Genomic DNA, 21,894 nt, shown 5'->3' with positions numbered 1-21,894 from the left:
AAAAGATGTTCGTACTTTTGTCGCCCGTTTGGGTTGAAAGTCTGCGAAGGATGATTAACGGCAGGCGGATGAATCATACATTGAATATTAATTGAATTAAAAAAACAGATTTGAAAGATGGTAAAGAAAGTAGGAAATCTGATTCCGAATACCTTTTTTATGGCAAAAGGTAGCGGCGATTCCGACCTGGAAAAGCATGCGGGTTCGTATCACATGGCATTGTTCGATGCGGGAATTGCCGATTTTAACATCATGACGTATTCATCCGTCATTCCGGCTACGGCACATTTGGTGACGATGGACGAGGTTGATCTGCCTCCGTTCGGGTCGGAGTTGAAAACGATTATGGCCGTTTCGCACGGTTATCAGGATGAGTTTATCTCGGCTGGACTCGTATATGCGTGGATGTATAAAGACGAGAATTTCGACGAGAAAGTCGGCGGATTAGTCTGCGAAGTGAGTGGACGTTACCGTATCGAAGAATTGGAAGCGCGTCTGATTCGCGTCATTAACGATCTGCATCAACGTACATACAGTAAGTATTATCTGGGCGATCTGAATTTCGTGACCGAAGGAATGACCATCGAACGCCGTTACGGTACGGCGCTGGCGGCATTATGCTTTACGGATTTTCTTTTGCCCGAAATCAAAGAGAAATAAAAACGTTTTTATTTGTTAGTATTTGGCTCCCGAACCGTTAAGGGAGCGATAAACCAAGTACTGTTTAAGAGACGGCTGCAAGGAAACGATTCCTTGCGGCCGTTTTCTTTTTAGAGCGAAGAAAAGCGTCGGTCAGCAGAACAAGAAAAAAAACCGAACGGGTTACAATAATAAAAGACAGTGTCCGTTTTATCATCGGATGTAATCAAATACAGAAAATCATGAGCAAAACAAAATCATGGACGAAATGGATTCCCGAAGCATTTTTCGCACTTCTTCTGATCGGGGCATTCAATCCGATCACAATCGGACTGGCGGTATTGTTGGGTGTGTTGTTTCTGATTCGTAAGCAACCTCTTCCGACTGTTATTCTGGGATCGATTCTCTCGGTACTCTTCGTAATGGGCAGTTTATACATGACCCTTGCGTTGCTTTCGGAATATTACGAGTTTGAAACAGGCTCGTGGGAAACTATACGGATGCTCATCGTGGGAATGCTTATTATGGGCACATCGTTCGTGATGGGCATCGTGATGTTAGTGAAATACCTCACTTATTCTTCGCGGATACAATACAGTCATTGATACGGCAAACTGTCATTCAGCGATCAGTTTTCAGCGGTCAGTCATTCGGATATTTAGTTGTTGTAGATGTTTACTGTTTAAACAATAAAATGACTAAACGTCCGAAAGGCTTCACTTTTCGTTTTTCACTATTCACTCCTTTTATTTTTCCTTTGCGTCGTTCGCGTTATTTGCGTTCGGAGAATCCAACTTTAGATTTGTAAGAGCAGAAAAACAACAAACTTAAAGAAAGATATTCTCGTAACGCTTGTCAGACAAATCCTTGTCGCAACGAAGGGGAAGAATGCCTCCTCAAAAATGAGTAATTTACTCATGCAAAAATGAGTAATTTTACTCATTGACATATTCCTCTTCTCCCTTTATCTTTGCATCATGATTTTGAATCATATCTTTTATTATTTAACGTTGAACCTGTATATGAGCAAAACAATGAAAAAGGCAAAGTGTAACTTAACGGCAAGTATGCTGCTTATGTTGTTGATAATCGTATGGGGAACCGGTTGTGGTGGTGCCCAGAAAGAACAAGCAGAGGGTGAAGAAGAAGCGGCCACGTTTGTGTATGAAATCGAAGACATTTTCTAGCTCAAAAACAACCGATTTCGAAATAAAGGGCTATCTCGTCAAGGGCGATTTGCAAAAGTGGTATACCCAAGAAGAAAAATAATTCAGTAACATCATCTAAAAATAAAACATAATGAAAGTCTTACATAGAAAACCGTGGACAGCTATCGCGCTGTCCGTTATCGTACTGCTCTCGTGGACAAGTTGTGGTACGAGCCGCAAACAAGCATCTGCATCGCAAGAGCCGAGAATGTTACATATTTTGGCTGTAAACGACATGCATGCCGCGATCGATAATTTTCCGCGCTTCGCTTTTATGGTCGACAGCCTGCGCGCGTTGTATCCCGACATGCTGCTTGTCTCGGGCGGCGACAATCAGACGGGGAATCCGATCAACGACCAGTACTCGCCGAAAGGATTACCCATGATCGAATTGATGAATGCCGTACAGTTCGATGTTTCGGCCGTCGGTAATCACGAGTTCGACTCCGGTCCCGAAGGCTTCCGGCTCTTGCTCGAAAAAGCGTCGTTCGATTTTCTCTGCGCTAACCTTGCTCCCCCGGCAGGAAAAACATACCGTATTCTTCCGGACAAAACAATCAAGATGCCTAACGGACTAACGGTCGGTTTGACATCGGTATTGGCCATCAATGCAGGAGGAATTCCCGATACTCATCCCAACAATGCTGTCGGATTCACCTTTTACAATCCTTTTGAAACGGCTCTCAAACAACTGGCGATGCGCGACCGTTGCGATGTCTTCATTTATCTCAACCATTTGGGATTCGAAGATGATGTCGTGCTGGCCGGTCAGTTGCCGAAAGATGCTGCCGACTTGATTATCGGCGGACATTCGCATACGAAGGTCGACAATGAGCAGTTTCACCACGACGTACTGATTACTCAGGCTGAAAACAAACTCAAATATGCGACGCTCATCACGGTCAAGGTGAATCCCGACGGAACGAAAGAACGTCACATGAAACTGATGCCTGTGGGGAAAAAAGGCAATGAGAAGGCCACCGTTCGTGCGATGGTAGATAAGTACAACGATAATCCCACAATGAATGAACGTGTTGCCGAAGCGACGGACGAATTCACAAGCTACGAGCAGGTTGGCTACCTGATGGTTGACGCACTGCGCGAAGGAACGAAGGCTGAAATTGCGCTGATCAATCCCGGAGGGGTACGTATTGATCAACTATCGAAAGGAGCTATCACCGTGCGTGATGTGTACACCATGGATCCTTTTGGCAACGAAACCGTCCTCTTCAAACTTACCGGACACGAACTGAGCGCTCTTTTCATCGCGGCTTTACCGCTCGACGAAGGACTACCGATTTATCCTTCGGGACTGAAAACACGCTATGTCTTTGCTCCTAACGGTACCGTCAGCAATGTGGAACTGTTTATGACAGACGGCACACCGGCCGATATGAATCGCACCTATACCGTAGCAATGAATAGCTATATGGCTTCGATTTACAAGTACGAACATAAAGATCCGGGCACGGGACTTTTCCAGCCTACGGCTGAAAATATGATTAATTATCTGAAAGCGTTGAAAACCGTTCCCAGCTATCGCAACGAACAACGCGTAGAGCTGAAGAAATAACGGATTACTTTCCCTCACTTCTTTTTCCAAACGGGAAGTGAGGGGATATAAGGAGAAAAAGAAAATGACGGAAGGTTACCCCGTGTATGGACAAAAACCTCGGATGAAGAAGAATAAACTGGTAAGTTTGGTTTGTTTAATGGTTGATTTGTTTGGTGATAGGGAAGATTAAACCACAGTCTCTAACCCATTTTTTTTGAGAGCCCCCTTTCGGTTTAAAACCGAAAGGGGGGCGTCATTTTTTTTGTACTCTCCTTTATTTGAGTTTTTTGCGTATCGCTTTACTTTCTTTTTCGTAGCCGGGCTTGTCGAGCAGAGCGAACATATTCTTTTTGTATGCCTCTACTCCGGGTTGATCGAACGGATTAACTCCCAACATATAACCGCTGATGCCGCATGCTTTTTCGAAGAAATAGAATAACTGTCCGATGTAGTAGGCATTCAGTTCGGGCAAGGTGATTTTAATGTTAGGCACGCCACCGTCTACGTGTGCCAGCTGGGTACCCAACTCAGCCATTTTGTTGACCTCATCCACGCGTTTACCAGCCAGATAATTCAAACCGTCCAGATCGGCTTTATCGCTCGGAACGGTCATTTTATGATCAGGTTTAGCAACCGAGATCACTGTTTCAAAGATCGTACGCTCGCCTTCCTGTATCCATTGCCCCATCGAATGTAGATCGGTAGTCAAATCGACTGATGCGGGGAAAATACCTTTGTGATCTTTTCCTTCACTTTCGCCGTAAAGTTGTTTCCACCATTCACCGATGTAGTGTAGCTTCGGATGAAAATTCGCTAAAATCTCGATTTTTTTACCTTTGTCGTAAAGGGCATTGCGGGTTGCGGCATAAATGGCCGCGATATTCCGGTCGAACAGCTTTTTCACATCGGTAGCCTTTTCCATATCGACAGCTCCTTGTACGAGGGCGCGGATATCGATACCTGCCACAGCGATCGGAAGCAAACCCACCGGAGTAAGTACTGAGTAGCGTCCGCCTACATCGTCGGGAATCACGAATGTCTTATACCCTTCCTTGTCGGCCAATGTACGTAGTGCACCTCGCGAACGGTCGGTGACGGCCACGATGTATTTCCGGGCTTCTTCGACACCGATATTCTTTTCCAGCTGTTTTTTCAGGATGCGGAAGGCAATGGCCGGCTCGGTCGTCGTGCCCGATTTGGAGATATTGATGATGCCGAACTTTTTATCTTCCAACGTAGCGCACAACTCAAAAAGATAATCTTCACCGATATTGTTTCCGGCGTAAAGCAGTACGGGGTCTTTGCGTTTCGACGTTTGCAGCCAATCAAAGCTGTTGTTCAACGCCTCAACGACTGCTTTCGTACCAAGGTAGCTGCCACCGATACCGATGATAACCACCACCTTGCATTTGCGCAGTTGAGACGCCGTTTTTTCAATGTCTTTCAGCTCCTCATCGGTGATCGATGAGGGGAGATTCAACCAACCGAGAAAATCGTTTCCCGGTCCTGTACCTTTGTGCAGCATCTCCATGCTTTGGGTCGCTTTCGGGGCAAGTGCGTCGATTTGTTTGCGAGTCACTGCACCAAGTGCTTTATCAATGTCTAATGTTATTGTTTTCATCTTTCTGTTTTATATATTGATTTTCAACATTCCGTTTTTATGTGAAAGTTTCGGCCAGTTGCCGGATGATCGTCATCGGCGATTTCCGTTCGTAAAGAATATCGTACAATGCGTTCAAGATGGGCATATCGACCTGATACTTCTCGTTGATCTCGTGAATACACTTGGCACCGTAATATCCTTCGGCGATCATCTCCATTTCCAGTTGTGCCGTTTTGACCGAATAGCCTTTCCCGATCATTGTTCCGAAGGTACGGTTGCGACTGTAACGTGAGTAAGCGGTCACTAACAGATCGCCCAAATAGGCTGACGCGGTAATGTCGCGCGGCAGAATATGCGCCGAGTCGAGAAAACGCTGCATCTCTTTGATCGCGTTCGACAGCAGAACAGCTTGAAAATTGTCACCGTACTTCATGCCATGGCAGATACCCGCTACAATCGCATACACGTTTTTTAGCACAGAAGCGTATTCAATTCCTTTTACATCCTGACAACACGACGTTTTCAGATAATTGTTGCGGAATATTCGGGCAAGATCTTCGGCCTTTTGCAGATCTTTGCAGGCCAAAGTAATATACGAAAGCCGTTCGAGCGCGATCTCTTCGGCATGACACGGTCCTGCGACGATCGCAAGATTTTCCAACGGTACCTGGTAACACTGCGCGAAATAGTCGGTAATCAGCATATTCTCGTCCGGCACAATACCTTTGATGGCTGAGACGATGACCTTGTCCCGTATCGGTGTTTCCAATTTTTGCAGATGCTGCTTAAGGAAAGGAGAGGGAGTGGCAAAAATCAGGATGTCGGAATGTTCGGCGGCCTCGTTGATATCCGAATAAAAACCGATCCGATCGGTATCGAACGATACGGCCGACAGGTAACCGGGATTATGCTTCATCCGCCTGAAATCTTCGATCGCTTGCGGACGACGCATATACCAGTGAATATTCGGCTGAGTTGACAGTACGATTTTAGCCAATGCCGTAGCCCAGCTTCCGCCTCCCATAATCGCCACCTTTCCGATAATATCTTTCATGTCGTAGAATTTGGTAATTGATGATTCGTTTTTAATGACACGTAACAGCCTTGATCCATGCTTCGACTGCTTGTAACGCCGGTAATTCCAGACCAAGGTTGTATTTCTTATTCAGTTCAAACAGCGATTGTCTCAACAATTGCGGATTAGCTCCTTCCAGCATGTCGACCGTTACAAAGCCTGCTTTCTGTATAGCCGGTACCCATTCGGCCGGTATCCCTAAAGGAGCATATTTTTCAGGCGCATCTTTCTTGATGGTCTTCTCCGGACGCATTTGGGGGAAGAACAACACCTCCTGAATCGTCGTTTGTCCGGTCATCAACATCACAAGCCGGTCTATGCCGATTCCCATGCCGCTCGTCGGAGGCATACCGTATTCGAGTGCACGTACAAAATCCATATCGATAAACATGGCTTCATCATCTCCTTTTTCACTCAGGCGCAACTGTTCCTGAAAACGCTCCAGCTGGTCGATCGGATCATTCAACTCCGAATATGCGTTACAAAGTTCCTTCCCGTTGACGATAAGCTCGAAACGTTCGGTTAAGTCGGGATTGTTCCGATGACGTTTGCAGAGTGGCGACATCTCGATCGGATAATCTATGATAAACGTAGGTTGGATATAGTTTCCTTCGCATTTTTCACCGAATATTTCGTCGATCTGTTTGCCTTTACCCATCGTTTCGTCTACTTCGATGTTGAGTTGTTTACACGTTTCACGTAACTGGGCTTCATCCATACCTGTAATGTCGACTCCCGTAAATTCACGGATCGCCTCGATCATTGTTACTCGCCTGAACGGAGCCTTGAAACTGATGGTCTTATCGCCAACCGTTATTTCCGTCGTACCGTTCACGTCGAGACAGATCTTTTCAATCATCTGTTCGGTAAACTCCATCATCCAATGGTAATCCTTGTACGCTACATAAATTTCCATGCAGGTAAATTCGGGATTATGCGTGCGGTCCATACCTTCGTTACGGAAGTTTTTCGAGAACTCGTAAACGCCCTCAAATCCGCCGACAATCAGACGTTTCAAGTATAACTCATTGGCAATACGAAGATACAGGTCAATGTCAAGAGCATTGTGGTGCGTGATAAACGGACGTGCTGCAGCTCCTCCCGGAATAGATTGTAAAATTGGCGTCTCCACTTCCAGATAGCCCCGGGTATTGAAATATTCACGCATCGAAGCGTAGATTTTGTTACGCTTGATGAAAATATTTTTCACGTCGTTATTGACGACCAGATCGACATAGCGCTGCCGATAACGCAACTCCGGATCATTGAAGCCGTCGTACACCACACCGTCTTTTTCTTTGACTACGGGTAACGGACGTAACGACTTCGAGAGTACCGTCAACTCTTGTGCATGAACGGATATTTCGCCCATCTGCGTGCGGAAAACGAATCCTTTGACACCGACAAAATCGCCGATGTCGAGCAGTTTTTTGAACACGGTGTTGTACAGTTCCGTGTTGTTTTCGTCCGGGCAGATATCATCGCGAGTGATATATACTTGAATACGTCCGGTCGAATCCTGCAATTCCATAAATGAGGCTTTACCCATGATGCGACGGCTCATGATGCGTCCGGCAATCGTTACTTGCCGTGGCTGGGCATCGTCGTTGAAGTTTTCTTTTATTTCATCGGCATATCCGTTAACCGGATATGCGGCAGCCGGATACGGGTTGATATTCATCTTGCGCAACTGTTCGAGACTGCCACGCCGGATGATTTCCTGTTCACTTAAATCTAATACGTTCATTACTTGGTCAAAAATGGTAATAATCGTGCAAAAGTACAAAAAAATATTCGGATAGTCCATGTCTTTCTTTTTTTTGACTTACGAAAAACATGCCTTCCGACCCGATACATATTACAATATAGACCGAAACTTTTCCAAAATAATCGATGAATACATTCGTTATAACCGTCAATCGATGCATGATGTTAAATTCGGACAACAAAGAACTATATACATGGATATGAATCTCCTATAAATACACTAAAGAGATTCTTGTTTTTGTCGAAAAAACACTTACCTTTGTGAGGTCGGGTGACAGCATGTGCCCGTTATTTTTTTAATAATCAACAAAAACTATTCTATGAAAGCAAGAACATTATTTCTTTGTGCAACAATGGCTCTCACAAGCCTGATGCACGCACCGGCACAGCCCGGCTACACTCCTTCGGCAGACAATCTGAAAGCCCGGGAAACTTTTCAGGATGATAAGTTCGGGATCTTTATCCATTGGGGTATTTATAGTATGCTGGCAGATGGCGAATGGGTTATGCACAACAAAAACCTGAATTGGGAAGAATATGCCAAACTGGCATCGGGTTTCTATCCGGTCAAGTTTAATGCGGCAGAGTGGATTGCTGCTATCAAGGCTTCGGGAGCGAAGTACATCACGATTACTTCACGTCATCACGACGGTTTCTCCATGTATGCCACCAAACAGTCTGATTATAATATTGTGGATGCCACGCCGTTTAAACGTGACGTGATTCACGAATTGGCCGATGAATGCCGTAAGCAGGGCATCCGTCTGCACCTTTATTATTCACATTTGGACTGGCGACGCGATGATTATTATCCGTTGGGACGCACAGGAAAAGGAACCGGTCGTACCACACAGGGCAAATGGGAAGATTATTGTACATTCATGAACAATCAGTTGACGGAACTGCTTACTAACTATGGCCCCATCGGAGCTATATGGTTTGACGGAATGTGGGATAAGGACATCCATCCCGACGGGATGACAGCCAAAACATGGAATCTCAATGAACAATATACTTTAATACATCGTTTGCAACCGGCTTGTTTGATCGGGAATAATCACCACATCACTCCGTTCGCAGGTGAGGATATACAGATCTTTGAGCGAGACCTGCCCGGCGAGAACAAGGCTGGACTTTCGGGACAGGATATCAGTCGATTGCCACTTGAGACATGCGAGACAATGAATGGAATGTGGGGTTACAAAATTACCGACCAAGATTATAAATCGACGAAAACATTGATTCAATATCTTGTCAAAGCCGCCGGAAAAAATGCGAATCTGCTGATGAATGTAGGTCCTCAACCAAATGGTGAGTTACCGACCGTGGCAGTGCAGCGGCTTCGCGAAATGGGTGAATGGATGAAAATCTACGCTCCCACCATACAGGGTACGCGGGGCGGAGTAGTCACTCCGCGCGACTGGGGAGTAACGACTCAGAAAGGAAAAACGCTGTATGTGCATGTGCTGAATCTCGACGATAAAGCCCTGTTCCTTCCTTATGCGGGCAATAAACTGAAAAGTGCGGTAGAGTTTGAGAGCCGTAATGCCGTTCGATTTACACAGGACAAAGATGGTATTTTGCTAAAATTTAACGATAAACCCCATTCGCCCGATTATGTGCTGGAGCTGACATTTGCCAATGAATTGCCCTTAAACTAACAGAAATATCTTTATGAAACATCCTATTGATCGGGTGTTTCATAAAGATCAATATAAAAATCTAATTCCACATTATGAGTTAAGATAAAACAAGAATAGGAGTCTTGAGATAAATAGGCGCAATTTCCAAAAAACACGACATTTTACATCTGAAATTCAAATACATATATCCACCCATTCTTTTCTGCCTAAAAAAATAACACAAAAAAATTGCTCATCCGAATAAAATATGATATATTCGGCGCGTTTTTTACCTGAAAATACACATCAATATGTTGGACTTTAATAACACAAAGATTGCTTTTGAAGCAAAGACAGACGCAGAATTGAGAAATGCGTACATATTATTTAATACCATTAAGTATCCTTCTCTCGTAAAACTTGCGAAGTGGGGAAGCAATCTTGCATTGAAAATACATTTTCCTTTAGGATGGATCGTGAAGCCTACATTATATAAACAGTTTGTAGGAGGAGAAACGTTGCAAGACTGCCAAAAAACAATCCATCTGTTGAAGCGTTTCGGTGTTAAGTCGACGCTTGATTTTTCGGCAGAGGGAGAACAGAGCTCCGATGGCATCAAGGCAACCATGGAAGAAACCTTACGCTCAATCGATAATGCAAAGGATAATCCGGATATCGCTTATGCTGTATTCAAACCATCAACGATAACTACCGATGCTTTGTTATCGAAAGCATCCGAACATCCGGATCAGTTGACTGATGCGGAAAGCAGCGATTATGAGATTTTTCAACAGCGCTTTATGACGTTGTGCCGAAGGGCGTACGAGAATGGAGTACGTATTCTGGTGGACGCTGAGGATTATTGTTTTCAAGATGCAATAGACAGCATGACGGACGAAGCTATGCGGCTCTTTAATAAAGAGCGTGCAATCGTATTTGCTACGCTTCAGATGTATCGTCATGACCGACTTCCCTACCTGCATCGAATCCTTACCGATGCCAAGGAAAAAGGATACATTGCCGGAATAAAATTTGTGCGTGGAGCTTATATGGAAAACGAACGTGCTCGTGCCGCGGCGATGGGATATCCTGATCCGATTTTCAAAACGAAGCAGGAAACAGACGACAATTTTGATGCAGGCGTAAAGTATGTTATGGATAATCTCGAACATTTTGAGCTTTTTATGGGAACACATAACGAAAAAAGTAACTATCGGCTGGCTGAGCTGATTGAGGAGAAAGGCTTAAAGCATGACGATCAACGAATCTTTTTCGCACAATTATTAGGCATGAGTGACAATATCTCATTTAATCTTGCTCACAAAGGCTATCGGGTTACTAAATATGTACCTTATGCGAGCGTCAGAGACGTAATCCCTTACCTTATTCGCCGTGCCGAAGAGAACACTTCCGTTGTCGGTCAAACCACACGTGAATTGAATATGCTTCGTCTCGAAATGAAACGTCGCAACAAGAAGTAAGATGGAGCAATTGATAGAAGTTCATCCTTTGCCTCCTTTTGCTCCGGAAGGTGCAAAGATGTTGATGCTTGGCAGTTTTCCTCCACCCAGAGCACGTTGGAAAATGGATTTTTTCTACCCGAATTTTCAGAATGATATGTGGCGGATTTTCGGGGTCGTCTTTTTTAAAGACAAATATTATTTCTTGACGGAAGATCAAAAATCCTTCCATGAAGCGAAAATCCGTAAATTTCTGACTGAAAAAGGCATTGCTCTCTGGGATACGGCAATGGAGGTAAATCGACAAAAAGGAAATGCGTCGGATAAGTACCTCGAGGTGCTTCGTCCGATTGATTTGGAACAAGTCTTGTCCCAACTACCGGACTGCCGAACGATCGTGACAACCGGTCAGAAAGCATTAGATATCTTATTAATGCTGACAGGAGCAAAAGAACCGAAAGTCGGTTCGTCGACCGGCACTGTCTTTTGCTCTCGCCAACTGCGAATATACCGAATGCCTTCGTCATCAAGAGCCTATCCAAAACCTTTGGAAGAAAAAGCGGTCGTATATAAGAAAATGTTTGAAGAAATTGGCATAGCAACATAAGCGCGTTATAATAGTGGGGTAAGGTCCGTTTCCTGTCTTTGATATTGTAAACTGTATGAGCCATTCGACTTTGCAACGCCGAATAAAAAGGAGATGGGTCTTATAAATATTTAAAAGTTATACGGTTATTATAACTACCGAATTCTGCTAAACAATTTAGTGATTACTCCGGATCAAGCATTGATTGAAATTTTGGCATGAGACATTTTTAAGCCAACATAAAAATTTGTAGATTCAAAAAAATGGTCTATCTTTGCAACGCTTTTTCAGAAAGTGCCGTTCAAAAGCATATCTGAAGGAAGGATGGGTGAGTGGCTGAAACCAACAGTTTGCTAAACTGTCGTACGGGTAACCGTACCGGGGGTTCGAATCCCCCTCCTTCCGCCGAAATATAAGGACTTATAAAAGTCAACAGTGAACAAATCCTGTAAAATCAATATTTTACAGGATTTTTTTATCTCCTGAAGGACAGTTGAATATCATATTGGTAATTCAAAAAACAATCACCTTTCATCCTTGCAAAGATCTGTTTTACACATATTTACCATCCTTTCGCTTAATATTATCGAAAATGCATTTTTGTTTTTCCATATCTATAAGGGCTTTTTGTCGGCTATGGCTGCATATTATCACTCATTTCGTAAATCATAATGTTTAACCAAAGGCGGTGTTGGGGCAAGGTCAAAATAAGTTGCCTGCACAATGGGAAAACGCATATATACCATATCGGAATACTTGGCATACAGGCGTTTGAGTACCGGCGTAGAGTTGTAAATTTCCTCTCCGACGGAATCGGCTACATCAAAATAGATTGTACCCGCCAAGCGTACCGATACGTCCCCACTCATGGCAAGCAACTCTACCTGCGGTCTGCGTTGCAGTTGTTGGTAAACCTCCTTATGCGGAGCTGTGGCAAAGTAAAGCGTATGACTTTCCTGCTTCATAATTTGAAAAACACGAATTTTGGGTAATCCATCGTCGCCTACGGTTGCCAATGCAACGTCTGGGTGGCTTTTCAAAAAACGTAATATAGCTTCCATGAATCTATTTTTTCAGAAAAGACACCCCACCGTTTTCGGGTAGGGTGTAATGAAATTAATACTGTTCTTTTAAAATCCGAATTTGCCGTTTTGATTTTTCCACGTCGCTTTTGCCGCGATTGGTTCGATGGTGTCCCAATGTTCGGCTATTTTGCCGTTTTCGATACGGAACAGGTCGTAAAACGAACTGTGTACTCCGCCTATTTGCCCCTCGCTAACCACGAGCACGAAATTACCTTCGCCCAACACCTTGTGAATTTGGCTGTATGTCATTGTGATACCCTGTTTTGCCATTGCTTCCAATGCTTTGCCTAATCCCGAAAGTTGGTCGGGGATACTGGGGTTGTGCTGAATGTAGTTGTCGCCATCGAAATAGCCTGCGAGTTTCTCCATTCTGCCATTTACCAAAATATCATCTACGAAATTACGTGCCAACGCCTTGTTATCCGCTGTTTTGTCGAGGTCTTTGATTTCAGTTGTTCCGTCGGTCATAGTGCGACCGCTTGGGTTGGGCTGTTTGGGGGTCTCTTGAAGATTGTCCCAATGCTCCACGATTTTGCCGTCCTCGAAACGGAAAATGTCAAAACCTATTTTATCGCCGAAAAAGTTGTAATCGGTATGAGCAAACACATAGTCGCCGTCTTCGAACACACGCACGGTATTGACACGTGCCGACCCTTTTGGCAATGCTGCAAGAGCCTCGCCAAATCCTGCCAAACCATCGGCAATACCTAAATTGTGCTGTTTGTAATTATCAGCATTGATGTAACCTACAGGCTCACTTGCCCCTGTTTCAATTGCTTTGAGCAATTCTACTACTTGTTGTTTTTTTGAAATTTGCATACTTGTATCGTTATTAGTTTGTTCTTGATTATCGCCCTTTTTGTTTCCGCAAGCAACCACCCCAAGGCTGAGGGCTATTACCGACATAATAATAAATCTCCTTTTCATATCCTTTTTTGAATTAAAATTACAATGCAAAAATATTGCCTGTAAATCAAACGGTAAGGATAGAAAAAGGGCAAAAAAGGATAAAAAACGGCTACGGTCTTTCGGCGAGTGCCGACTGTTTAAATTCTAAGGGCGTTTTGCCCGATTTTTCACGGAAAAATTTACTGAAATTGGTAGGTTCTTCAAAGCCAAGCTCAAATGTTATCTCTTTGATATTTAGCGAACTGTGTGCAAGCAAACGTTTGGCTTCGAGCAGGATACGGTCGTCGATATACTCTTTGGGCGTTTTACCGACTATGGCTTGCAGGTTTTTCGAAAGGCTTTTTGCCGAAATGCCCAAATGGTCGGTATAGTCATTGACTTTTCGCCATTGTTTATAGTGAGTTTCAACCAAATCGGTAAAGAGCATTACCTGTTCAAACTTTTCGCACCGCACCTGATTCTCGGGAGTTTCAAGCTGCCTATCCGCCTCAATAAGCATAGCTGTTAGGTAGCTATGGATAAGTCGGTGCTGAAATTCGCGTTTTGCTGAGACCTCTTGCGTGAGCATGCCCCACAAAGCATCAATATTGGGTGTAGTATTTACAGGGCGATTGACGGAAAAGAGGTTGAACAACTGCAAGCGTTTGAGAAAAGCCTCTTCGGTGTCGTAACGGTTGAAAAAGTCATCGGTAAAAAGCACGATTTGCCCCTTGTAATCGGAATGTGTATCGAACTTCACCACCTGATTTTTGGCAACGAAAAGGATCTTGCCCTGCCCGATGGTTATTTTGTTGAAATCGACCGTTTGCACCAACTCGCCCGATGTGATACGGATAATCTGATAAAAATCGGTACGATGAGGGACGCCCGAAAGTTGCGATTTCTTGTGCGTTATTTCGGCGAGGTCTTTGAGTTCGAACTCAAAAGGGGTGTCGGCTCTGAAAAAGTACCGTTGCATTGTAAAATGAGTTATCCGTTTTCCAAAGACAAAGGTAGTGAAAGGAAAAATTTCATGTCTTTAAAAAACACTATTTTTTTCTCTGCTCAAACAGCCATTCACGGGCAGGAGCAAGCAAATACGCATAATCAAAAGAGTACATATGCTCGCCTGCTTTCATCGTTGTCCCTTGTGGAGGTAAAACGGTAGAGGATTCAAAACGTATGAAATTGATTTTATTGCCTTGTACCAATAGTTCACTGACTATTTGGTTTTTTGGGTCTTGGGGTAGCTTGGCAGAGAATTCGATTTCGCCGTATTTCACACCATGTTGTTTCATCATTGCAATAACCTCTGCCATTCCTTCGATGCTTTGGGGTCGCCTGCCGAAACGATGTAAATAAATTTGGCTTTTCTCAACGGTTTCAAAACATTGATGTCGCACTGGCTACCGGCAAACAGAGTGGCGGCAAACAAAGTGGGCTCTACACTGTTAAGGTAAAACGAAATCATACCGTCCATTGACTGTCCCGTGGTATAGACTCGGTTGGCATCAATCGGGTAATTTTTAATAATTTGGCGAACCAAGTTAGGAGTTGCCACTACCTGCTCACTTCCCATTCATCGTTTGTGGCTTTGGTGTCATAAGCAGGTACAAGCACAAAAGCAGGATTTTTGGCTCGACTTTCGTCCGTAGCCCAAATAATTCCGCCGTGACCCTGCATTAGCGGAGCTTTAGCTCCTTTGCCAGCTGTGCTGGCATCGGCGATAAACATAACGAGCAGATATTTTTGATTGGAGTCAATTCTACACCGGCCGGATAAAAAGACAAGGCCAACGACTTGCTTCCTGTTCCCTCCTGCATGTTTTTAGTCACAATTTTACTATCTGGCAATGTTGTCCTAAACGTTTTGTGAGGAAAGTAAAAGAAGGAAGTAGATCTAAGAAATAAAATGTTATCTTAGTAAAGAGCTCCAACTCCCAATGTTGTCCTTAATCATCTGAGATTATTTCATTTTCCGGATGGTTCACATTTATGCTAAAGACTAAAGTGTCCAAAAATTAGACAATGATGTCCATTTTTTGGACACCATAAAGCAAATAGAATTTTGACAATTAACTGATTTCTTGACTAATTAATACATTGGCATCATTTTTGGAAGAACATGATCGGAAGAATTTAAAAAACGAAATAAGATGTTATTAAGGCGGTTGAAAAAAAGTAAATCATTGAGATTAGTCAACTTGTTGGGACTTTCGGTTATTTTTGCATGTCTGTTGCTTTCGTATGCCTATATCCGCAAAGAAACGAGCTATGACCGGTTTCACCGGTATGCCGAGCAGATCGTCCGGTTATCTTTCCAGACAGATAATGAACCGACCGATGTGCGTATCTACGGATTTGCACCATCCGATCCGGCATTAGCAGGCATCACAGGAATAGAAGCCGTCGTCAGGATGCACAAAAGCGAGAGCGGAGAATTGCGGCACGAAGGAAAAAATTACCTGACAGATCATTTCTATTTTGTAAGCAAAAATTTCTTTGAGGTGTTTGATTTTAGCCTTTTGGATGGTGATCCGCATACCGTCCTGAACGCTCCGGAGAAAGCCGTAATTAGCCGCAGTTATGCAAATCGACTGTTTGGCGACACTTCCCCCATAGGGAAAGAGTTGGAGCTTGTTAACGGACGTAAATTCGCCGACCGTAAAGTGTTTATCAGCGGTGTTTTTGAAGATTTTCCGGAAACGTCTCACTTCCATACGGATTTACTTGTTCATTTACCGGATGATGCCACGAATTTGTTTTCATATGTTTATCTGTTGCTCCATCCTCAAACCAATATAGCAGACTTGCAACAAGGGATTACCGCCAATCTGGAAAAACTGAACAGCAATGCTCCGCGTAAGGTATTTCCTTTGCTTTTTCCGCTGACCGATATTCATTTGCATAGCCATTTCCAGCGTGAACACGAACCCAACAGTAACATCTATTACATTTATTTAATTGCCTGCGCCAATCTACTTTTGCTGTTAATTGTCCTTTTTAATCTATGGCTGAATGCCGGACTGATTTTTTCGTTCAATCGCCGATATTATCAGTTGTTACGACTCAATGGTGCTTCATCGTGGCGCGTCTTTTGGGACGAATGTCTGCTGGCGCTGATTCTTGGAGGCGCTGCGGTGCTTGCCGGGCTACTTCTGGCACAATCGGTGATGCCCGGTTTATTTTCCGAAGTAATATCAAATACAAAAGTTCTACTCTCGCTCTGCGTTTTATTTCCGATCTTGGTGGTGATAACGTCCGTTATACCGGTTATCCGTCAGATGTCTTCCACACGTTTTTTAAGCATGCAGTTTCATCCTCACGGTACGGGTTTTACACTGTCGAATATCAGGTATATGCTGATCGGGCAATATGCGATAGTTATGTTTGTAGTCATTGTGAGTGTTTGTATCTCACGCCAAATCGGGCTGATCCGTACCATACAGGTCGGAGGTAAAGAGCGCACGATTTTAGTGTTGAAAGAACAGCCGTCGAGTGTGATACGACGCTACGGCCTGTTGAAAGCCGAACTGGTTAAACACCCAGAAATCCATCGAGTAACCTCAGCCATGCAGTTACCCGGATCAGCTATTCGCGACGGCGTATATGTACGTACCGACCAGGAGAGTGAAGACGAAGGTCGACGAATACCGGTACTGGTTGTCGGTGAAGATTTTGTCCCATTCTTCGATATCCGTCTTCTTGCGGGAACGAGCTTTAGCAAAGAATTACGTACCCTCGAAGAAGAAGAGCAAATGTTTTTCGATTTGATAGACGGCAGACCTGCGCCTGACATAACGGAAGAATACGTTATCAACCGAAAAGCGGCGGAAATACTCGGATTCAGCACTCCGGACGAAGCAGTCGGGCAACGGCTGCATATTCGTCATGGGCAGGGTGGAGTTGATTACATCAACAAAGGAATGATTGTAGGAGTAACGGAAAATTTTAACTATACGACAACTTATGACGATGCTATCCCTCAATTGTTGCTGCAACGCGCCCTCTTTCAACATTGCCTTATGGTCTATCTCTCACCCGATAACACAAAAGAAGCTCTCCGCACATTTAACCGTGTATGGCAGGAAATCAACCCGGAATATCCGGCACAGTACACCTTCCTGCACGATGTGTACGACAGCATCTACTATAACGAATTGCATGCAGAGCAACTTACCCATATCTTTTCGGCATTGTGTCTGCTAGTGGCCACATTGGGATTGATTATTATAATGGCCTTCATTGTTAAACGGAAGACAAAAGAAATCGGTATCCGTAAAATAAACGGAGCGCAGCCCTCCGACATCCTTCGTATGCTGAATTATCGCTTTGTGATCTGGATAGGAATAGCCTTTTTGTTAGCCGTACCGGGAGCTTATATGGCGATGACAAAATGGCTCGAGATATTCGCATACAAAACCACTCTTGACTGGTGGGTTTTCCTGTTCGCGGGATTATCTGTACTGCTGCTCTCCGTTACGGCGGTCTCGTGGCAAAGTTGGCGTGCCGCTACGATCAACCCTGTTAAAACGCTGAAAAGCGAATAGGGATTTATTCATTAGTTTTTTAAACAACCTTCAATGGTTTCAACGGTCGAACGGAAAGTTTTATTTATTTCCATCTGATCTTTGACGGTCTTACAAGCATGCAAAACGGTTGCATGATCTTTTCCTCCAACGATTTTACCGATATGCGAAAATGACGATTCGGTATATTTCTTGGCCAGATACATTGTGATTTGACGTGCCTGTACAATTTCTCTTTTCCGCGAAGGCGTTTGAATCAGCGCCTCTTCGAGGTTAAAATAGTGACATACCGTCTCCTGAATCTTCTCAATAGAGAGTTGCTTCTCCTCAATTCTTACCGTCTGGGCAATCACCCGCTGAGCCATTGCCATATCAATGCTTTTATTGTTTATCAATGAATTAGCCATCAGAGAGACTAAGACACCTTCCAGATCACGGACATTATCCGTTACATTCTCGGCGATATAGTTAAACACGTCATCGTTAATAACTAATCCTTCGTGAGCGATCTTATTACGCAGAATTTTTCTGCGTAATTCCGGATCGGGACGTCCCAGTTCGGCCGTGAGTCCCCATTTGAGACGCGTGATCAGTCGCTCTTCCATACCCTGCATATCAACCGGGGCCTTATCCGACGTCAGTACCAGTTGTTTGCCTAATTGGTGTAAATTGTTGAATATATGAAAGAATGCCTGCTGTGTTTTGACGAGTCCCACGAGTTCGTGGATATCGTCCAGAATCAAGACATCCAGACTTTGGTAGAAGTTCAAAAAGTCGTTCGACGTATTTTTCCGTACAGCATCCGTATATTGTATGCGGAAACGGTTAGCCGACACGTATAATACGCGTTTTTCCGGATGTAACTCCCGAATGCGAACGCCGATGGCATGGCACAAGTGGGTCTTCCCGACCCCAGACGGACCATAGACAAACAACGGATTAAAGGTTGTTTTTCCCGGGTCGTTTGCAATAGCCTCGCCAGCTGTGCGTGCCAATTTGTTACTGACACCTTCGAAGAACGTTTCAAAAGTGTATTTCCGGTTCAATTGTGAATCGAGATCTTGCGGAGCCACCTGCGAAAAGGGAGTGAACGGAACTTTGTTCACATCGATCGGCGTGTTCCGTCGAGGAGCGGCAACGCCGTTTTCGGTCGGATAATCCACTGTTCCGTTTGAAGAACCTTGATCAACCATTACGCGATAATTCAAAATCGTTCCCTCGCCAAAGACACGGGGGATCGTCATTTTGAGTACACTGACGTAGTTTGCTTCCAAATATTCGTAAAAGAAAGGGCTGGGTACCTGAATTGTGACCTTACGGTCTTCGTAAGACAAAGGAACAATCGGTAAAAACCATGTCTTATAAGCGGCTTCCGGCACGATATCTTTGATAATGGATAAGCATCTGCTCCATAATAATTGACAGTCTGATCCCATATTTAACAGTATATAAATAATTCCACAATATTCAATTTGATTTTCGAGTTGTAAAGGTCGACATTATTTTCAAAATAAAAAATGAGGAGTGCTCCGGTATAAGCCGGTTGACGGCTAATAGGAGATTGTATACTAACTGTTTGTGTATACTATACTGATTTTTTATGTCTTATGATTACTTTGAGAACATGACTTCTTGAAAATACGACTGTTTTATATCGGAGTGTTCTTTTTTTACACATTGCATAAACTTTTCTTCTTTTCCCGGAAAAGTCGCCAACAAACGGTCTGTTCTTCTATTTCTAAAAAAGCAAGTTTTTTTTTTATATAGAATAGCTCTAAGTTTATTTTTCTTTTATGGGATTAAAACAATGAAAAACGAACATACCGTTTCGGGTTCTGCTTCAAGTCAATAAGCAGATCGGAAGCGTTTACAACCGTCTTATTCAGGTTGTTATATAGCGATGTGTCATTAAGTAAAAGTCCCAATGAGTTGTCTTTTGCATTTAATTTCGTGGTTGTTTGTCCCAAATTGTCGATTGTTAAATTCAACGACTGGATACTGCCTTTTAAATTCAGATTTTTCATCTCCTCACTCAAGGCGGCAAAATTATCGGTTGTTGTTTTTAAGTTTGAGGCAATCACCGGTACATCATTACCGAGTAACTGGTTTAATCGCCGCGACGAGATTTCGAGGCTTGCCGTTGTTTTCTCGATATGATCTAACGACTGCGAGAGCGCCGGATGACTTACCAATATCTGCAAGCTGTACAAGATTGAATCTAACTTGGGGAGCAGGTCGATGATTTGCGGTAACATCTTTTCTTGTACCGAGGCCATCATATCTTCGGGAGACCGTCCTTCGATCGTATCGCCGGACTTCAAGTATTCATCCACGTATTTGTTTAAGTGAATATGCAATTCACCTCCACTCAAAAGCGTTTTTTCCAAAGAGATATAACTGCCTTTGTTGATGCGCATGCTTTTTTCCAGACTGATCTCGACAAGAATTTTTCCGGTTGTTGAATAGTCATAAGAGATACTTCGTACGAGTCCGACTTTAAAGCCCTCAACAAAAACAGGGCTCGATATGGTTACGTCTTTGACATTCGAGCAAGCTACGTAATAATGATTGGCCGGACGAAAGAGATTTATCCCTTTCAGATAATTCACGCCAATATATAACAATACGAGGCTAATAATGGATACAACACCAATTGTTACCTCTTTACTAAATTTCATCTTCATTGTTTTTGCAATTTTATAAATTTATTTTAAACGTTTTCCGTCCTTCATCCGGATAATGAAGGCTTCCGGGAAATCGCTAGATATTTTTCGCTGGATCTTTTGAATTTCTTTGAAGTCTGATGATTCTCCGTACGTGTATTTGTAGATTTTACCTTCCTGATAGAAGTTTGTTTTGTAACCCTTCAGTTTGGGAGAGTGTGCCGGTAACCGTTTGTCGGAAGTCAGAATCTGTACTTTGTAAACGATTGTTCCGTGACTCTTTTCGTTTGTTTCAGGACGAGGTCTATTTTTCGTCATTTCTTTTGCGTTTTGCTGCTCCTTTTTCTGAGACTGCAGCGTGCTTTCGGCCTTGCCGATTATCTGAGTATTCGTGATTCCTCCCTGCTTACGAACATAATCTCGCTTATAACGCGAAAAGGCATTATATATCGCTCTGGCCAATCTGTTTTGCCCTTCGGTCGAACGCATGTAACGCTCTTCTTCATGGTTGGAAATAAATCCCAACTCGATAAGTACACTGGGCATACTGGTAGCTTTCAACACAAGAAATCCGGCCTGTCGAACTCCGCGATTTACACGTCGGGCTGCTACGAACTCTTTCTGAATCTCTGAGGCAAACGAAACACTTTGTTCCATATGCTTATTTTGCATAAACTCGAAGATAATATATGACTCCGAAGAATTCGGATCGAAGCCCTCATAACGCTGTCTATAATTCTCTTCTAACAGAATAACAGAGTTTTCCAGCATGGCGACCTCTAAATTTTCTTGCGTCTTTGCCAAACCAAGGGTATACGTTTCTCCTCCTTTCACCGAAGCATTTTTTTTCTTTAACGAATTGGTATGAATAGAGATAAACAGATCGGCCTTATTCCGGTTGGCGATATTGGCGCGTTCGCTCAATTCCACGAATTTATCTGTTTTACGGGTGTAAATTACCTGCACATCATCATGTCCGGCGGCAATCATTTTCCCTAACTTGAGGGCGACGGCAAGGTTGATTGTCTTTTCATTCGTCTTTACCCCTTTGGCTCCGGGGTCTTTCCCGCCATGACCGGCATCGATTACTACGATAAAAGTATCTCCTTTAGCTAAAAGAGGCTGAGCTATCCCGCGCAATACACAGATTGCCGATATGACGAAAAGAAGCCGTAATCTGTTCATCGTATATATCTTTTACGAATCATGCAGCAA

Annotated in this window: 19 protein-coding genes and 1 tRNA gene; 9 read left to right on the top strand and 11 right to left on the bottom strand. The window is 43.6% G+C overall.

Going from position 1 to position 21,894, the window contains the following annotated elements; translation table 11 throughout:
* The first annotated feature begins 117 nt into the window (after window positions 1-117).
* The 4 genes from ACTTKA_RS03485 (at window position 118) to ACTTKA_RS03470 (ending at window position 3,420) form a co-directional block, all read left to right on the top strand.
* The gene (locus ACTTKA_RS03485) at window positions 118-660 is read left to right on the top strand and encodes a pyruvoyl-dependent arginine decarboxylase (RefSeq protein ID WP_442713582.1); all 543 of its coding nucleotides are present in this window, start codon (window positions 118-120) and stop codon (window positions 658-660) included.
* 221 nt (window positions 661-881) lie between these two features.
* Entirely contained in the window at window positions 882-1,244 is a 363-nt protein-coding gene (locus tag ACTTKA_RS03480; RefSeq protein WP_442723988.1) for a hypothetical protein, read from the top strand.
* 429 nt (window positions 1,245-1,673) lie between these two features.
* Window positions 1,674-1,826, top strand: a complete 153-nt coding sequence (locus ACTTKA_RS03475; RefSeq protein WP_442713584.1) for a hypothetical protein — start codon at window positions 1,674-1,676, stop codon at window positions 1,824-1,826.
* A gap of 112 nt (window positions 1,827-1,938) precedes the next feature.
* On the top strand, window positions 1,939-3,420 hold the full coding sequence (locus ACTTKA_RS03470; RefSeq protein WP_442723987.1) for a bifunctional metallophosphatase/5'-nucleotidase: 1,482 nt from the start codon (window positions 1,939-1,941) through the stop codon (window positions 3,418-3,420).
* Window positions 3,421-3,676: 256 nt separating this feature from the next.
* On the opposite strand, the gene ACTTKA_RS03465 is transcribed toward ACTTKA_RS03470, so the two are convergent.
* The 3 genes from ACTTKA_RS03465 to lysS are packed head-to-tail and all read right to left on the bottom strand — an operon-like array spanning window position 3,677 to window position 7,827.
* The gene (locus ACTTKA_RS03465) at window positions 3,677-5,023 is read right to left on the bottom strand and encodes a glucose-6-phosphate isomerase (RefSeq protein WP_442723986.1); all 1,347 of its coding nucleotides are present in this window, start codon (window positions 5,021-5,023) and stop codon (window positions 3,677-3,679) included.
* Between the two features lie 37 nt (window positions 5,024-5,060).
* On the bottom strand, window positions 5,061-6,059 hold the full coding sequence (locus tag ACTTKA_RS03460) for an NAD(P)H-dependent glycerol-3-phosphate dehydrogenase (RefSeq protein WP_442723985.1): 999 nt from the start codon (window positions 6,057-6,059) through the stop codon (window positions 5,061-5,063).
* Between the two features lie 31 nt (window positions 6,060-6,090).
* Window positions 6,091-7,827 (bottom strand): lysine--tRNA ligase, encoded by a 1,737-nt coding sequence (lysS, locus tag ACTTKA_RS03455; RefSeq protein ID WP_442723984.1) that lies wholly within the window; start codon window positions 7,825-7,827, stop codon window positions 6,091-6,093.
* A 373-nt stretch (window positions 7,828-8,200) separates the two neighbouring features.
* Between lysS and ACTTKA_RS03450 the strand changes: the two genes are divergently transcribed.
* From ACTTKA_RS03450 to ACTTKA_RS03435, 4 genes are all read left to right on the top strand, one after another.
* Complete coding sequence (locus tag ACTTKA_RS03450; protein ID WP_442724020.1) at window positions 8,201-9,508, top strand: alpha-L-fucosidase; 1,308 nt, start codon at window positions 8,201-8,203, stop codon at window positions 9,506-9,508.
* Window positions 9,509-9,780: 272 nt separating this feature from the next.
* The gene (locus tag ACTTKA_RS03445; RefSeq protein WP_442713590.1) at window positions 9,781-10,950 is read left to right on the top strand and encodes a proline dehydrogenase family protein; all 1,170 of its coding nucleotides are present in this window, start codon (window positions 9,781-9,783) and stop codon (window positions 10,948-10,950) included.
* Window position 10,951: 1 nt separating this feature from the next.
* Window positions 10,952-11,536 carry a uracil-DNA glycosylase family protein gene (locus tag ACTTKA_RS03440; protein ID WP_442723983.1) on the top strand — a complete coding sequence of 195 codons (585 nt, stop codon included), beginning with the start codon at window positions 10,952-10,954 and terminating at the stop codon, window positions 11,534-11,536.
* 297 nt (window positions 11,537-11,833) lie between these two features.
* A tRNA-Ser gene (locus ACTTKA_RS03435) sits at window positions 11,834-11,920 on the top strand.
* A 245-nt stretch (window positions 11,921-12,165) separates the two neighbouring features.
* On the opposite strand, the gene ACTTKA_RS03430 is transcribed toward ACTTKA_RS03435, so the two are convergent.
* From ACTTKA_RS03430 to ACTTKA_RS03410, 5 genes are all read right to left on the bottom strand, one after another.
* Entirely contained in the window at window positions 12,166-12,576 is a 411-nt protein-coding gene (locus ACTTKA_RS03430) for a pyridoxamine 5'-phosphate oxidase family protein (protein WP_442723982.1), read from the bottom strand.
* 69 nt (window positions 12,577-12,645) lie between these two features.
* Window positions 12,646-13,527, bottom strand: a complete 882-nt coding sequence (locus ACTTKA_RS03425; RefSeq protein WP_442723981.1) for a nuclear transport factor 2 family protein — start codon at window positions 13,525-13,527, stop codon at window positions 12,646-12,648.
* A gap of 91 nt (window positions 13,528-13,618) precedes the next feature.
* A complete protein-coding gene (locus ACTTKA_RS03420; protein WP_442723980.1) occupies window positions 13,619-14,467 on the bottom strand; it encodes a helix-turn-helix domain-containing protein in 849 nt (282 codons plus the stop codon).
* A 70-nt stretch (window positions 14,468-14,537) separates the two neighbouring features.
* Window positions 14,538-14,807 carry a hypothetical protein gene (locus tag ACTTKA_RS03415; RefSeq protein ID WP_442723979.1) on the bottom strand — a complete coding sequence of 90 codons (270 nt, stop codon included), beginning with the start codon at window positions 14,805-14,807 and terminating at the stop codon, window positions 14,538-14,540.
* The gene (locus tag ACTTKA_RS03410; RefSeq protein WP_442723978.1) at window positions 14,786-15,067 is read right to left on the bottom strand and encodes a hypothetical protein; all 282 of its coding nucleotides are present in this window, start codon (window positions 15,065-15,067) and stop codon (window positions 14,786-14,788) included. Before ACTTKA_RS03410 ends, ACTTKA_RS03415 begins: the two co-directional genes overlap by 22 nt.
* A gap of 609 nt (window positions 15,068-15,676) precedes the next feature.
* Here ACTTKA_RS03410 and ACTTKA_RS03405 point away from each other — a divergent pair.
* Window positions 15,677-18,037: an ABC transporter permease gene (locus tag ACTTKA_RS03405; RefSeq protein WP_442723977.1), complete on the top strand. Its 2,361-nt coding sequence runs from the start codon at window positions 15,677-15,679 to the stop codon at window positions 18,035-18,037.
* 11 nt (window positions 18,038-18,048) lie between these two features.
* On the opposite strand, the gene dnaA is transcribed toward ACTTKA_RS03405, so the two are convergent.
* The 3 genes from dnaA to ACTTKA_RS03390 form a co-directional block, all read right to left on the bottom strand.
* On the bottom strand, window positions 18,049-19,452 hold the full coding sequence (dnaA, locus tag ACTTKA_RS03400) for a chromosomal replication initiator protein DnaA (RefSeq protein ID WP_442723976.1): 1,404 nt from the start codon (window positions 19,450-19,452) through the stop codon (window positions 18,049-18,051).
* A gap of 363 nt (window positions 19,453-19,815) precedes the next feature.
* The gene (locus ACTTKA_RS03395; RefSeq protein WP_442723975.1) at window positions 19,816-20,700 is read right to left on the bottom strand and encodes an MlaD family protein; all 885 of its coding nucleotides are present in this window, start codon (window positions 20,698-20,700) and stop codon (window positions 19,816-19,818) included.
* Between the two features lie 21 nt (window positions 20,701-20,721).
* Window positions 20,722-21,864 carry an N-acetylmuramoyl-L-alanine amidase family protein gene (locus ACTTKA_RS03390; RefSeq protein WP_442723974.1) on the bottom strand — a complete coding sequence of 381 codons (1,143 nt, stop codon included), beginning with the start codon at window positions 21,862-21,864 and terminating at the stop codon, window positions 20,722-20,724.
* Between the last annotated feature and the right edge of the window lie 30 nt (window positions 21,865-21,894).

The sequence above is a fragment of the Tannerella sp. genome (assembly GCF_052170195.1).
Lineage (GTDB): Bacteria > Bacteroidota > Bacteroidia > Bacteroidales > Tannerellaceae > Tannerella.
This window is presented reverse-complemented; position numbering and strand designations above follow the sequence as displayed.